The following is a 13,644-nucleotide window of genomic DNA, read 5'->3' on the forward strand; positions in this document are numbered from 1 at the left end:
TCAAATGCCCGTCGATGTCGGCTCGCAATGTACCCATGACAATTTTTTGATTGTGATAAGCGCCAGATTTTACGATGAGTCATCGCCCATTTAGAGACTCACCATGCACATCGCCATCCTGACCTTTGAAGGCTTCAACGAACTGGATTCGCTTATCGCGTTCAGCATTCTCAACCGCGTCAAACAGCCAGATTGGCGCGTGTCGATCGCCAGCCCGACGGAAAAAGTGCGCTCGATGAATGGCCTGGTAATCGAGGCTCAGGTGTCATTGGAGGAGGCGAGCGACGCGGACGCGGTGTTGGTGGGCAGCGGAAGTCTGACCCGGGATATCGTGGCGGATACCGAGCTGATGGCGCGGCTACGGCTCGATCCGCAGCGCCAGCTTTTGGGCGCCCAGTGCTCGGGCACGCTGATCCTGGCAAAGCTCGGCCTGCTCAATGACGTCCCAGCCTGTACCGATCTGATCACCAAGCCCTGGGTGGAGGAGGCCGGTGTGGCGGTGCTCAATCAGCCGTTCATGGCCAAGGGCAATGTCGCCACCGCTGGCGGTTGCCTGTCCTCACAATATATGGCGGCCTGGTTCATCGCCCGTCTGGCCGGTGTGGAGGCCACCCGCAACGCGTTTCATTATGTGACGCCCGTTGGCGAGAAAGAGCTCTACATCGATCGGGCGATCGCGAACATCGAGGCGTATCTGTAAAGCGCGTTTAATCGACGCCTGAAGCAGCGAATCAACTCTCACGGGTTTCAACCGGTTCGGCCGCCGCTTCGGCCGCCAGTTTCGCGCGGTCGGCCTTGCTGATGTACTTGGGCTTTTTCGGCGCGAGTTTGGCGCTGGCCTTTTTGGCCTTTTCCTTGAACAACTGCTGCAGTTTCTTTTGGCGGTTCATGTTTCTACTCGGAGAAGGGGAGCCGGGCATATGCCCATCCAGCGCGCATTAAAACCGGCTCGGAGCGATTTGGCGAGTCTGTTGCAGCGATGCAGGATCAAACGGCTCACCGGTGTCCGTCATCAGCCATTTCGCAAAGGGGTTGCCGCGGCCGGGGTCATGGCTTCGACGCCGCCAGAAAATCGCTGATCAGCGCTACCACCTGCTGCTGGATCACTTCACGCGGGCGCGCATTGTCGCGATCCTGGCAAATGACGCCATCGCCCGGTGCGTCTTCCTCGAGCATCTCGATCGCTCCCGGTTTGCAGATCGACGTGAAGCTGAAGTGAGTGGCGTCGTTGATCTCGACATAACGTGTGGTAGCCGCTGGCAGGCGTTTGGCCAGATCGGCGGATTCCAGTTGCGCCGGCAGGTCTTCGGAAGGTGCGCCGGCGGCGATCACCAGCGTCGGTACTGGCAACGCCGCGAGGCTTGCGTCGGTCATGCCGCGTGACAGACCCAGGTCCAGCGAAACGATGGCGCTGACTGGTTTGTAACGCCGGTCGGCCGCCAGGTCGGCTTTGCCTTGCGCGGTGCTGGCGGGGTTCATTTGCTTATAGACGTTGCAACTGGCGAGCTGCGCATGGGCCTTGCAGTCCTCGGCAAAACGCTCGGGGTCGAAGCGTGCACCGGCGATTTCCAGAGCCGTCCAGCCACCGAGCGAATGCCCGACGACGGCAATCCGCTGCGGCGCCACCGCGCCAAATTTTCCCGGCTGCGCCACAACGGCTTCGATGGCCCGCCGCAGATCGACCGGCCGCTGCCACAGCTGCGCCGCCGCTTGCGGACTGCGGTCGTGGGTGGTGCTGCCGGGATGGTTGACTGCCGCGACGATGTAACCCTGATCGGCCAGCGCACTGGCCAGCCACATCTGATTGCTCCAGTTGCCACGGTAACCATGCGACAGCACCACCAGCGGATGCTCGCCGACGGTCGGCGGCGCATCGCGCACCGCAGAGGCACTGACGAACACCGGACTGTCGTCAATCACCTGCGCGGTTGCATGGGTTGTCGCCGGGTACCAGACGACCATTTCCAGCGGCCGCTGCGGATCCGCCAGGGTTGTGCGGTGGAAGCCGATGGGGTGCGAGTCCGCGAGTGCGCTGGTGGACAGGCCAAGCAGAAGCAGGGCGCCGAGAGCTGTTTTCAAGGTTGATCTTCCATGAGTGCATTTGTTGTTTTGAGATACGGCTGCGCGCAGGTTAGTAGACCGGTTGCAAAGAAGATAGTGGATGCCTCGACTGTGCAGTGACAGGCCGAATCCGAAACAAGACCGCGCCCGTCCGGATTTGAAATACCCACCATTGCCCGCTAGAGTCGCGCCCCTTGTCCGGCCAGCAGCGCCGGCGATGGCTGGGGAAGAGGGCGGCAGTTGAACGAACACACATTGTCCATGCGTCTGGAGCGGGTGGCGGCGCATGTACCGGCCGGCGCGCGCTTGGCGGATATCGGCTCGGATCACGGCTATCTGCCGGTGGCCCTGATGCGACGTGGCGCCATCGTTGCGGCGGTGGCCGGCGAGGTGGCGCTGACGCCGTTCCATGCCGCGGTGCGCACGGTGCGCGACAACGATCTGCAGCAGCACATCAGCGTGCGTCTGGCCAGTGGCCTGGCGGCGATCGAGCCTGATGACGGAATCACCGCGATCAGCCTCTGCGGCATGGGCGGCGAGACGATTCGCGACATTCTCGACAGCGGCAAGGCGCACCTGCGCGGGCACGAACGGCTGATCCTGCAACCCAACGGCGGCGAGCAACCCCTGCGCCAATGGCTGATGGACAACGGCTACCGCATCCTCGACGAGGAAGTGCTGCAGGAAAACCGTTTCTTCTACGAAATCATCGTCGCCGAGCGCGGCGCACCACTGAGTTATAGCGCCGAACAGTTGTACTTCGGTCCGTTGCTGATGCAAGCACGCAGCCCGGCATTCCTCGCTAAATGGCAGCGTTCTTTAAGGCAGAAACAGAAAACCCTGAACAGTTTCAAACAGGCGCGCCAGGCTGTGCCCGAGGAGAGGCTGGAAGAGGTTGCGCGGCAGGTGCAGTGGATGACTGAGTTGCTGGCGTGATTTGCCGTGTTGGCTGTTGCACTCCTTCAGGTTTAAAGTCAGCTTCAAGGTTAACGTGCTGCGGAGTCGGACATGAGAATTGGTGAACTGGCAAAAATCAGCGGACTGGCGCCATCGCGTATCCGCTTCTACGAAGCGAGCGGGTTGATCACTTCAGTCGCGCGCAAAGCCAATGGTTATCGCGATTACGCCCCCGACACACAGTGGGTGTTGCATATCATCACCGGCGCGCAGGCGGCAGGTTTCTCCCTGGAGGAAATCCGTCAGTTGATGCCGATGAACGCGAGTGGCTGGCAGCATGACCAGTTGCTCAGTGGCTTGAAGCAAAAGGTCGAAGAAATCGAGGTGCTGCAGCAACGGCTGGCGCAGAACAAGGAACAACTTCAGCTCGTCATCCAGGGCATTGAAGGCAAGCCCGTGGGAGTGGCGTGCGCGGACAATGCGCAAATGCTGATAAATCGACTGCGCGAACAAGGTGTGGTGGGCGCTGCAGAGTGTCGCGATGTGGCGCGTTAAAGCGCGAATCAGCTAAAAAGGCTATTGACCTTAAAGTTGACTTCAATCTTATGGTGGCCTCATCTCCAGTTGAGGACTGCCCCATGAATGTGTTCGACCCCCTGACCTTACCCAACGGTTCGACCATCAAGAACCGCATCGCCAAAGCCGCCATGGAGGAAAACATGGCGGACGCCGACCAGGCGCCCTCTGCAGAACTGATGCGTCTGTATCAGGCATGGGCCGACGGTGGTGCCGGGCTGATCATCACCGGCAACGTGATGGTCGATGGCCGCGCCATGACCGGGCCGGGCGGCGTGGTGCTGCAGGATGATCAGCAACTCGACAAGTTCAAGCGCTGGGCGCGGATCGGCCGTTCTGCCGGTGCGCAGTTCTGGTTGCAGATCAATCATCCGGGGCGCCAGATGCAGTCCAACCTCGGGCAGAAAACCTGGGCGCCGTCAGCGGTGCCGCTGGAGCTGGGCAAGCTGTCCAAGCGTTTCGCCACGCCCCACGCCATGACCGCCAGTGTGATTGAGGACGTCATCCAGCGCTTTGCCAATACCGCACGCCTGGGTGAACAGGCGGGGTTCACCGGCGTGGAAATCCACGCCGCCCACGGCTATCTGTTGAGCCAGTTTCTCTCGCCTCTGACCAATCAAAGGATGGACGAGTGGGGCGGCTCTCTGCACAATCGTGCGCGGTTGTTGGTCGAGATCGTCAAGGCAGTCAGGGCAGTGGTTTCTGCAGAGTTTGCCGTAGCGGTCAAACTCAATTCCGCCGATTTCCAGCGCGGCGGATTCACCGCTGACGACGCGAAAAAGGTCGTTGAGCTGCTCAACGATTTGGGCGTGGATCTGGTGGAACTGTCCGGTGGCAGCTACGAAGTTCCGGCCATGCAAGGTGAGGCGCGCGATGGTCGAACCCTGGCTCGCGAGGCCTATTTCGTCGAATTTGCCCGGGACCTGCAGACCGTTGCCAAAATGCCAGTGATGGTCACCGGCGGCATCCGCCGTCGTCCGGTTGCCGAAAGCGTCGTGCACAGTGGTGTGGACATGGTCGGCATCGGTACCGCGTTGGCCATCGATCCGTACCTGCCGCGTGACTGGCTGCAGGGCAAGGACAACGCCCCGCAATTGCCGCCGATCACCTGGAAAAACAAGGCCATTGCGGCCTTGGCGAGCATGGCGGTGGTGAAGTTTCAGCTGGGTAAACTCAGTCGGGCGAAAAAGCCTGATCCGGGGGTGTCACCGTTACGCGCGCTGATTTTGCAGCAGATCGCCATGGCGTTTCGCACTCGGCAATATCGGCGCTGGATGGAAAAGCGTTAGGCGTGAGTCGCAAGGCATTTCAATCATGACGTTGGCGGACGCTCTGACGAGAGCCCGCCAACCTCAGCCAGTCAATTCGGCATCAGCACCGTATCGACCACATGAATCACGCCATTGGATTGCATGACGTCCGCGATGGTAATGGCCGCCTTGCCGCCTTTGGCGTCCTGCACCCACAGCTTGCCGTCGTGCAACATCACGGTCAGCGATTCGCCCTGGACGGTTTTCAGCATCACTTTGCCGCCGTGCATTTTGGCGTCGTCCATCAACTGTTTAGCCGTGTGAGTGCCGGCGACGACGTGGTAAGTCAGGATCTTCGTCAGATCGGCCTTGTGTTCAGGCTTGACCAATGTATCGACCGTGCCGGCGGGCAGTTTTGCGAAGGCTTCGTTGGTGGGGGCGAAGACCGTGAACGGTCCCTTGCTGTTGAGCGTATCCACCAGCCCGGCGGCCTTGACCGCAGCGACCAGGGTCGTGTGATCCTTGGAGTTGACTGCATTCTCGACGATGGTCTTGGTCGGATACATGGCCGCGCCGCCAACCATCACGGTATCGGCGGCAAAACTGGATCCAGCGCCGAGGCAGAGCAGGGTGAAGCAAGCGACAGCAAGGCGTTTGATGAGCATGTGCATGGTGCGTCTCCTTGATTCTTCGACCCTTCGAATGAGGGTGTTGAATATACGGAGCAGGGAGTGAAACGGATGCAGCATGCAGCGAAAAACCTTTTGCGGTGCGCTGAAACGGATGACCGCTAATCACGCAGGGTGGCTTCACCTGTGCGCGGGTTGGTCAGGGTCACATTTTCCAGCGCTCTGATGCGCCAAGCCTCGTTCTGCCTGATCAGCACCGCGAGAATCAGCGTATCCACCACATGCGCTCCGGCCGGATGCGCAGCACCGGCCGACAAACGACTCCAGAAGTGAATGATCGCCACCCCGTCAGCAACAGGATCGATATCGATCAGTTCACTCTCAAGAGTGGAGTCACGATAGATCGTCTGGTGAATGGGCGCGTGCAGCGCAACGATCTGCTCGACGCCCCGAACGAAGTGGCCGAAACGATTGACGAACGTCGCTTGCGGATCGAACAGAGCTCCGAGTGCCGCCATGTCGTGAGCGTTCCAGGCTGCCTGGAATGCGGCGGGAGCGTCTTCGGGGTTTTTTATCTGAGTCATGGCCGGGGCCTCGCAGATCGTTAGAATGCGCTTTTAAACATAAGAAGCTCAGTATGGATGTACAAGCGCTCGAAAGTAGCGACGTTTTATCGTTCACGTTGGATCAGGCACATCGCTGTTTCGAAATGGTCGTCAGCCTGAAGGACGGCTGCCGATGCAAACTGACGGCGTGGAATATCGATGGCGCAGAGTTGCCCATCAGTCTCGGTGCTCTGCACCTTCAAAATTCTCGCGTCCTCGGAGAGCTGGAAGGGATCAGCTTTGTTGAAAACGTTCTATCTCTCGAGGGCGATTTTGGCGATATGTCTATCGAGGCGGACACGGTTTTGGTCGAAAAGCTGATTTAGGCTTTGAGCGCAAGAGGAGGGATCGCCATCTCGATAGACGATTCCATTCAAATCTCTGTTAACACTTGGCGCAATAAATTCTGTCTGTAACCTGAGGTTCTGCCGGCGCGCTTGTTTCTAAACCTGACGCCAGCGCCTGATCAATCGTTTTTCCAAGGAGGTCCCCATGACAACAGGGCAGTGTCTTTGCGCGGCAGTACGCTTTTCCCTCTCAGTGGAACCGCGCTTTTTCTATCGCTGCCACTGCTCATTGTGTCGCAAGCAAACCGGTGTCGGGTTCAACCTCGCCACTCTGGTCAACGCTCGGGACTTTCGCTGGGATGCAGGGCAGGACTTGATTAACAGTTGGGTCAAACCCAGCGGCTACAGAAACGACTTCTGCGCACAATGCGGCTCGACCGTGCCCAACCCGCTTCGCGAATCGCCTTACGTGTGGATTCCGCTCGGACTGCTCGATGAGGATCTGAGCATGGAATGCGTTGGCGATTTCTGTGTGGACGATGCCATGTCATGGGATACGCAGCGTTCAACGCAGAGTTATCACGGGGCGGTGGAGTCACTGGCGTTTCTTCTGCAAAAACTCCGGGTCAATCCTGATTGACCCGAAGCTCGCGCTGCAATTACTTCCTTAGATACGCAAACATGTGCTGCACATAATCCGCCTTGCCCAGCGGCACACCATTGTGGCGCAGGATGTTGTAGGCACAGCACACTTTGCGCAGGAGCCTCCCCACGGCATTTGCCGTAGGCTCAATGATTGGCAGCGTCGCTCAACTGTTGAAGCTCAAGTTGCCTGGCAGCACTCGCTTCGAGGGTCGCACGCTCTACATCCAGATACCGATGGATGCTTTGGAGGTTGGCAATTTTCTGTTTGATTTCGGCCATCTTCTTTTCAATCAGCTTTGCACCATCAGCACAATCGATCAGCTTGTTGCGCTGCGCATCCAGAATCTCGCCTATTTCCCCCAAGGAAAATCCCATGCTTTGCGCGCGCTGGATAAAGTCCAGATCCTGCAGGGTTTGCTCGGTGTAGACACGATAATTGTTGGTTTGCCGCAGCGGTGAGATCAGGCCGATCTGCTCGTAGTAACGCAACGTATGACGGCTGGCGCCGCTGCGAGCCTCGAGTTCGCCGATTTTCATGAAAACACCGCTTGACTGTAGAGTTGGGTCGATACTTTACGCTTGATTTCTCACCCTCAACAAGGAGCAGGGAAATGAGCGTGGAGTGCTTTGTCACGGGAGGAACCGGCTTCATCGGTCAACATTTGCTGGCGAACCTGAGTGCAAAAGGTCACACCCTCCGGGTGTTGATGCGTCGCCCGGAGCGGTTGGCTGCGTTGCGCGAGCAAGTTGATAGTTTAGGCGGGTGCGCGACACGGGTATTTGCCGTGGCTGGCGATCTGGAACAGGACAATCTCGGGCTGAGTCTGGTTGATCAGGAAGTGCTGAGGCGCGCCAGCGTCATATTCCATCTGGGCGCTCACTTCGCATGGGGGCTTTCGATGGAGCAGTCTCGTGCGGTGAATGTGCAGGGGGCAAAGCGTGTGGCGCTGTTGGCGGCTGAGCAAAAAAGCCGTTTAGTGATGATCGGCGGCTACATGCTGAACAATCATGAACATCTGCAACGCATCGGCATTGATCCTCGTCAGCCGGAGTTGACGAACTGGCCCGCCGTCCACCGACGTGTCGGTGGATACGAGGCAAGCAAGCTGGAGGCGCATTTTGCGACCCAGCAGATCATGTCCGCCAAGGGTGGTGAGATGACCGTTGTCCACCCTGCGACGGTCTGTGGCCACAGCCGCACCGGGCATATCGTCGACGGTCAGCCGCTGGTGGCGCTGATACGCAACCTGGTGCAGGGCAAGCTGACTGCAGTGCCCGGTACCGCCGAGCACTGGCTGCCACTGGTCACCGTGGATTATCTGGTCGAACTGGTGGCTGTTTGTGCTTTTGATCCTGCCATGGTGGGCGAGGAACTGCTGGCGCTTGATGATCAAACGCCAAACTTGCGAGAACTCCTGGCACAGGTGGCTAAACCTTTGGGCTTGAAGTCTCCCAAACATCACATTTCACTCCGACTGCTGAAGTGGCTACTGAGTATTCCTCCGGTCGCGTGGTTTTTGAATACAAAACCCGAAGCCCTGGACTTTATCCAGACCACTCGTTTCAACACCGCGGCGGTCGAGCAATTTGCCAACAGGCATGGAATAGCCAAACCGGATATACGTCAGGCTTTGCAGCACACGGCAACGTTCGTCAACGCGTATTGCATAGCCAAGGGCCAGGCACTCTGACTTCTCCCTTGGGCGGCGCCGTCGATACAGGGCGGCATGCTATCGAACGACAATTCAGCGACAAGGATCGTCACCGCGCAGCCTCGGATGCGCGGCAGGATCTTGTTTCGATACTCACGGAACTGTCGCTAGACCAACGTCGGTTTTACAACGCAAACGTAGTCCCGCGAGTATTCACAAACAATGAGTAGATCGAGTGACTACTGGCCATGAACAGTCGATTGCCTTCGCGCCCGCCGAAGCACAGGTTCGGGCAGCGCTCTGGCAGCGAAATGTGCCCGATGGCCTTGCCCTGCGAGTTGAAAACACGCACGCCGTCGAGTTTTTCCAGGTCGGCCTTGGGATCACCATTACCGCCCCAGCCGCACCACAGGTTGCCCGCTTCGTCGCACTTGATGCCGTCAATCGCGGCATAGTCCAAGCCTTCGATGTGCTTGCGGCGTTCACCCAGGGTGCCGTCGTCTTTCACCGTAATCGCCCAGATCAAGCGATTGGGCTTGGCGCGACCTTCGACGACATACAGGGTCTTTTCATCGGGAGAAAAGCACAGGCCGTTGGGGCCGTTGAGGTCGTCGATTACCCGAGTGACTTTTTGGCTCTCACCGTCGATGCGGTACACGGCGTGGGGTTGGGTCGGGGTGACTTTGTGGCCTTCGTAGTTGTTGCCGGTCTGGAATGGCGGGTCGGTGAACCAGATCGAGCCATCACTTTTGCAGACAATGTCGTTGGGCGAGTTGAAGGGCTTGCCGTCGAAACTGTTGGCCAGCACGGTGATCGTGCCATTGTGTTCGGTGCGCGTGATGCGGCGCCCTTCGCTAGTGGTGGTGGAGCCTTCGCAAACGATCAGACGCCCTTGTCGATCCCGGCACATGCCGTTGGAGAAGTTTGAGTGTTCGCGGTACACCGTGAAGGAGTCGGTGATTTCGTCCCAGCGCATGATGCGATTATTGGGGATGTCGCTGACCAACAGATAGCGGCCATCACCGACCCACACCGGTCCTTCGGCCCAGCGCATGCCGGTGGCGAGCTTTTCAACACTGGCGTTGAAAACGCGTAGCTCCAGGAAACTGTCGTCGAGGATATGAATCAGTGGATCAGGGTAGCGCTGACTCAAGGGTTCGGCGGCATCGGAGAAGCGGGGCAGTGCGGCGCTGCCGACAGTGGCGAGCGTGGCGGAAACAGCGAGCGACTGTTTCAGGAAACTGCGGCGGGTATTGCCTTTCGCTTGATCAAGGCTTTGAGGCTTGGCGGACAGGAATGAGTCCATGTAGCGATCTCCGTGGTTTTATTTTTGTTGAGGAGACGTAGTAATACCCTGTGATAAGACATCGTACAAGATGGCATGCCGTTGCCAGCGCTGCATTTTATCGCGGGTGAATTACTCAAAACGCTGATTGGAATCGATCTGGCCGACACGGCGCTAACGCGGTCGCAAAGCCTCCCCCGACGATCTCCTCGGCCACCAGTCGTCCTACGACTGCCGCCAATGTCACGCCCGGATGCATGACGCAAACATAGGCACCGCTGAGGTTCGGCAGATAGCCAATGACTGGAATGCCATCGACAGGCATTGGTCTGAGGCCGACGCACGCCGTTTGCGGCTCTATGGATAGCACCCCGTGCAGTTCGTGCTGGATGACTTTGGCCGTTCTCTGTGCGATGGCTTGCGCGCTGTTTTGCGGCGCCTCATCTACGTAGTCTTCTGCAGCGAGCAACGTACCGTCAGTGTCTTGCCTGATTTCCATTTCGGGGCTGGAGATGATCGTGTTCACTCGTTGGGGTTGGGTTTTGTAACGGATGAATATTGCGGGTGAGGCGTCGATGGGCAGGGTGACGTTCAGTTGATCCACCAACAGCGGGGTGGCGGTTCCGGCTGCCAGTACGACAACGTCGGCATCGTGCTTGCCCGTCGCAGTGATCACGCCGCTGACGATACCGTCCAGAATCTGCAAACCGAGCACTGGCGTATGGGTAAGCAGAGTCGCTCCTTGCGCCTGCGCACCTGCAATCAAGGCCCGCGTTGCCTGCACGGCATCCAGCGCGCCTTCTTCGGCGGCAAAGAACGCCCGTTCTGGAGGATGTTTGAGGTTGGGTTCAAGCTCGAGAATCTGCGCGCTATATATAGAAGGCGCTTGAAACCGGCCATCGCCGTAAGACAGCGCACCGGTCCAGCGCACCTTCAGCCCCGGCAGCTCGGATTCGAGTCGGCGGTATTCTGCGATGGCCGCTGCGCGCAACGGCGCAATGGAATCCGGTCCGCCGTGCGAAGTATTGATCCAGGCGAAGGAGCGGCCCGTCACACCGGACGCAATCTCACCGGCCTCGACCATTATGACGTGTGCACCTTTCGCGGCGAGATGATACGCAACTGACGCGCCGACGATTCCCGCGCCGATGACGATGATTCGTTTACTCATATCAACCTCCGTTGTCGAGGCGCTGACGTTACTACATCGCCGCCCTTTGACGCAGGCTTGCCTGACCCGGTGATATCAGGGAAGCTGCGCCGAATCCGGTTACGGGTCAGTTGTTGAATTGTTCAGGGAAGCGTTGATGGCACTCAGGGTGTTGGTGGTTGGCGGGTATGGAAACTTTGGCAGTATCGTTTGTCGGCATCTGATCGACATGCCGGGCGTCGAACTGGCGATCTCGGGGCGCGATCCGCAGAAGCTGGAGCGCAAGGTCGCTGAGTTGGGGGCGAGCTGCGAGCGCTGGTGTGGTGATGCGATGGGCGCCGGTTTCACCGCTGCTCTGCGCGCAATGAATATTCAACTGGTGATTCACACGGGCGGCCCGTTTCAGGGGCAATCCTATGCAGTGGCCGAAAGCTGCATCGAGGCGGGCGTCAATTATTGCGATCTGGCGGACTGCCGGACGTTCGTCAATGGCATCGGCACACTCGATGCACGGGCGAGGGAGGCCGGTGTCGTCATCCTCAGTGGTTGCAGTTCGGTGCCGACGCTGTCGTCGGCGATCATCGATGAGCAGCGCCATCACTTCAAACGCATCAACTCGATCGAGCACGGCATTTCCTCGTCAGCGAAAATGCCGGGGTTGTCGACGATTGAGGGTGTACTGGCGTATGCGGGCAAACCGATCCGCCAACTGCGCAATGGTCAAGTGCATGAGGTGATGGGCTGGGAAGACCTGACCCTGCGCAAGCTGCAGAACCTGGGTACTCGTGCGCTGGCCAATGTTGATGTGCCGGACATGGACATCTTTGCCAGCCGGTTTGGTGCGCACACGTTGAGTTTCAAGGCAGGCGCTGGCCTCAAGCTCGGCGGCGTGGCCAATTATCTGTTTGCACTGGGGATGAGGAAAGGGCTGGTGCGTGACCACAGGGTGTGGGCGGCCCGGTTGCATCGCTGGGGGACATGGTTTGAGCGTTTCGGTGATGGCAAAAGTGCAATGTATATAGATGTGCGAGGTGTCGGCTTGAACGACCAGCCGTTGTCGATGATGGCGCAACTGACCGCGCTGAATGACAAGGGGCCGGAGATCCCTAGTTGTGCTGCCGTCGCTCTGGCCGCGAAGATCGCTCGAGGTTACTTGCCCGAATCGGGGGCCCGTCCTTGTGTCGGTGAGATCAGCGTCGACGAATACATGGCAGCGATCAACGATCCGCAGAATCTTGGCCTGTCCGTGATGTTCTCTGACGGGATGCGTTGAGCATGCTTTATCTGAGCGTGAAGTACGTGCATGTCATCGCTGCGATTTTCCTCTTCGGCTTCGGCATGGGTTCCTATCTGTACCTGATCGCCGCCAGTCGCACGGCCAATCCGCAAGTGATTGCACATGTGGCAAAGATGGTCGTGCGCTATGACGCCTGGATCACCACGCCGGCGGGCTTCATCCAGATCGCGACGGGTTATTGGCTGACAAGGCTTTCCGGGTTGCCCTTGACCACGGACTGGGTGCTGATGTCGCTGATCCTGTTCTTTATAGTGGGCTCGCTTTGGTTGCCGGTGCTGTTGCTGCAGAAACGTTTGCTGGGGATGGCGGCGGACGCGGTGCAATGTGGCGCAAGGCTTGATGCTGATTACCGGGCTGTTTATCGGCAGTGGTTCTGGATGGGCGTTTGCGGGTTTCTCGGGATGTTCGTAATTGTTTTGATGATGGTGACGAAGATGACGCCGGGGCAGTGGCTGCAGTTGATGTAGCTGAGCATTCACATTGGCGACTTGAGAAAGCGTCGTTCGTGATCGGGGTCGGGTAACAGGCAGGTGTCGTACTTGCCGAAGATCCGATAACGATTCAGCGCCACGCGGTCGTAGGTCCAGTCTCTAAGTGCTCGTGGGAAAACTCGCAGAAGCGTGATCGGCGACCAACGAGCCGGCAGTTGTGCAATCACTTCGAAGAACGCATCGGAGCGCACCCAGTAATGCTCGTCGCGGATCACCGCCATAGTGTCGAATTCGTCCACCGGGAGACCGGCCCATGCCAGCAAGGCCTGACCTTCTGGCGATTGCACTGCCGCCAGGCGCACTCGCTGTTTGTTGTCGTGGCGAATCAGAAAACGCGCCCAGCCGTTGCATAGCTTGCAGACGCTGTCGAACAGCACCACGGTCTCGCCTGGATTGAGCAGGGGCGCTGGGGTAGGGCGTATTCGGGAGCCGGGCAAGGGCCGGGATCCAGGAAGTTGGGCTGTCATTGTGAGGCATCATCCGAAGGCGTTGTTTTAGGCGATGGGCCGTATGCTGCGCATCTGTTGACGGTGCGTCTATATATAAGCAGGCTTTTTCGGTGCATTGATAGAAAACTGAAATTAACGGTTGACGGCAGATTCAGGAGGTCTATAATTCGCCCCACTTCCGGCGCAGTCGAAACGGAAAACTCCTTGAGATTCAACGAGTTACGCAGTTTTCGGCAGTGGCTTGCTTCAGTTCATCGAAGCCTGGAAGGAGTTGAAAGAGCGGTGATGTTTGGCTCTTTTGACGGTTCGATCTTCTCGGTCGAAAGCGGAGAAAAAGAGGTGTTGACAGCAGCGTGTAACGCTGTAGAAT

General features: G+C 58.5%; 18 protein-coding genes. 9 read left to right on the forward strand and 9 right to left on the reverse strand.

What is annotated here, in order from left to right; genetic code table 11:
• Positions 1-103 precede the first annotated feature (103 nt).
• On the forward strand, positions 104-700 hold the full coding sequence (locus QMX91_RS05590) for a DJ-1/PfpI family protein (protein ID WP_096797689.1): 597 nt from the start codon (positions 104-106) through the stop codon (positions 698-700).
• A 31-nt stretch (positions 701-731) separates the two neighbouring features.
• Here the strand turns inward: QMX91_RS05590 and QMX91_RS05595 are convergent, their stop codons facing one another.
• Together QMX91_RS05595 and QMX91_RS05600 are read right to left on the reverse strand one after the other, a co-directional pair.
• Positions 732-890, reverse strand: coding sequence for a DUF2986 domain-containing protein (locus QMX91_RS05595; RefSeq protein ID WP_081730283.1), 159 nt, complete (start codon positions 888-890; stop codon positions 732-734).
• A gap of 157 nt (positions 891-1,047) precedes the next feature.
• Positions 1,048-2,079 (reverse strand): alpha/beta fold hydrolase, encoded by a 1,032-nt coding sequence (locus QMX91_RS05600; protein WP_223009417.1) that lies wholly within the window; start codon positions 2,077-2,079, stop codon positions 1,048-1,050.
• A gap of 222 nt (positions 2,080-2,301) precedes the next feature.
• Here QMX91_RS05600 and QMX91_RS05605 point away from each other — a divergent pair, with 222 nt between their 5' ends.
• From QMX91_RS05605 to QMX91_RS05615, 3 genes are all read left to right on the forward strand, one after another.
• Positions 2,302-2,997 carry a tRNA (adenine(22)-N(1))-methyltransferase TrmK gene (locus tag QMX91_RS05605; RefSeq protein WP_134786153.1) on the forward strand — a complete coding sequence of 232 codons (696 nt, stop codon included), beginning with the start codon at positions 2,302-2,304 and terminating at the stop codon, positions 2,995-2,997.
• Positions 2,998-3,069: 72 nt separating this feature from the next.
• Entirely contained in the window at positions 3,070-3,513 is a 444-nt protein-coding gene (locus tag QMX91_RS05610; RefSeq protein ID WP_098968341.1) for a MerR family transcriptional regulator, read from the forward strand.
• An 83-nt stretch (positions 3,514-3,596) separates the two neighbouring features.
• Positions 3,597-4,823 (forward strand): NADH:flavin oxidoreductase/NADH oxidase family protein, encoded by a 1,227-nt coding sequence (locus QMX91_RS05615; RefSeq protein ID WP_282412379.1) that lies wholly within the window; start codon positions 3,597-3,599, stop codon positions 4,821-4,823.
• A gap of 71 nt (positions 4,824-4,894) precedes the next feature.
• On the opposite strand, the gene QMX91_RS05620 is transcribed toward QMX91_RS05615, so the two are convergent.
• Together QMX91_RS05620 and QMX91_RS05625 are read right to left on the reverse strand one after the other, a co-directional pair.
• Entirely contained in the window at positions 4,895-5,455 is a 561-nt protein-coding gene (locus QMX91_RS05620; RefSeq protein ID WP_097087837.1) for a fasciclin domain-containing protein, read from the reverse strand.
• 119 nt (positions 5,456-5,574) lie between these two features.
• On the reverse strand, positions 5,575-5,997 hold the full coding sequence (locus tag QMX91_RS05625) for an SgcJ/EcaC family oxidoreductase (protein WP_135295575.1): 423 nt from the start codon (positions 5,995-5,997) through the stop codon (positions 5,575-5,577).
• 53 nt (positions 5,998-6,050) lie between these two features.
• Here QMX91_RS05625 and QMX91_RS05630 point away from each other — a divergent pair, with 53 nt between their 5' ends.
• Positions 6,051-6,344: a hypothetical protein gene (locus QMX91_RS05630; protein ID WP_210559011.1), complete on the forward strand. Its 294-nt coding sequence runs from the start codon at positions 6,051-6,053 to the stop codon at positions 6,342-6,344.
• Positions 6,345-6,510: 166 nt separating this feature from the next.
• Positions 6,511-6,945, forward strand: a complete 435-nt coding sequence (locus QMX91_RS05635; RefSeq protein ID WP_098968345.1) for a GFA family protein — start codon at positions 6,511-6,513, stop codon at positions 6,943-6,945.
• 19 nt (positions 6,946-6,964) lie between these two features.
• Here the strand turns inward: QMX91_RS05635 and QMX91_RS05640 are convergent, their stop codons facing one another.
• Together QMX91_RS05640 and QMX91_RS05645 are read right to left on the reverse strand one after the other, a co-directional pair.
• Positions 6,965-7,102, reverse strand: coding sequence for a DUF1993 family protein (locus QMX91_RS05640; protein WP_276615404.1), 138 nt, complete (start codon positions 7,100-7,102; stop codon positions 6,965-6,967).
• Positions 7,095-7,487: a MerR family transcriptional regulator gene (locus tag QMX91_RS05645; RefSeq protein ID WP_041074696.1), complete on the reverse strand. Its 393-nt coding sequence runs from the start codon at positions 7,485-7,487 to the stop codon at positions 7,095-7,097. The genes QMX91_RS05640 and QMX91_RS05645 overlap by 8 nt, the downstream gene beginning before the upstream one ends.
• A 74-nt stretch (positions 7,488-7,561) precedes the next feature.
• On the opposite strand from QMX91_RS05645, the gene QMX91_RS05650 reads away from it, so the two are divergent.
• On the forward strand, positions 7,562-8,641 hold the full coding sequence (locus QMX91_RS05650) for an SDR family oxidoreductase (protein WP_282412380.1): 1,080 nt from the start codon (positions 7,562-7,564) through the stop codon (positions 8,639-8,641).
• Between the two features lie 145 nt (positions 8,642-8,786).
• Here QMX91_RS05650 and QMX91_RS05655 read toward each other — a convergent pair whose 3' ends face one another.
• Positions 8,787-9,908, reverse strand: coding sequence for an SMP-30/gluconolactonase/LRE family protein (locus QMX91_RS05655; RefSeq protein ID WP_282412381.1), 1,122 nt, complete (start codon positions 9,906-9,908; stop codon positions 8,787-8,789).
• 115 nt (positions 9,909-10,023) lie between these two features.
• The gene (locus QMX91_RS05660; RefSeq protein ID WP_098968348.1) at positions 10,024-11,058 is read right to left on the reverse strand and encodes an FAD-binding oxidoreductase; all 1,035 of its coding nucleotides are present in this window, start codon (positions 11,056-11,058) and stop codon (positions 10,024-10,026) included.
• Between the two features lie 136 nt (positions 11,059-11,194).
• On the opposite strand from QMX91_RS05660, the gene QMX91_RS05665 reads away from it, so the two are divergent.
• Positions 11,195-12,310: a saccharopine dehydrogenase NADP-binding domain-containing protein gene (locus tag QMX91_RS05665; RefSeq protein ID WP_282412382.1), complete on the forward strand. Its 1,116-nt coding sequence runs from the start codon at positions 11,195-11,197 to the stop codon at positions 12,308-12,310.
• 2 nt (positions 12,311-12,312) lie between these two features.
• Positions 12,313-12,801: a DUF2269 domain-containing protein gene (locus tag QMX91_RS05670; RefSeq protein ID WP_150367996.1), complete on the forward strand. Its 489-nt coding sequence runs from the start codon at positions 12,313-12,315 to the stop codon at positions 12,799-12,801.
• An 8-nt stretch (positions 12,802-12,809) separates the two neighbouring features.
• Here QMX91_RS05670 and QMX91_RS05675 read toward each other — a convergent pair whose 3' ends face one another.
• Positions 12,810-13,262 carry a thiol-disulfide oxidoreductase DCC family protein gene (locus tag QMX91_RS05675; RefSeq protein WP_282412383.1) on the reverse strand — a complete coding sequence of 151 codons (453 nt, stop codon included), beginning with the start codon at positions 13,260-13,262 and terminating at the stop codon, positions 12,810-12,812.
• Between the last annotated feature and the right edge of the window lie 382 nt (positions 13,263-13,644).

It is taken from the genome of Pseudomonas sp. PS01299 (assembly GCF_029960145.1).
GTDB classification, from domain to species: Bacteria; Pseudomonadota; Gammaproteobacteria; order Pseudomonadales; family Pseudomonadaceae; genus Aquipseudomonas; species Aquipseudomonas putida_A.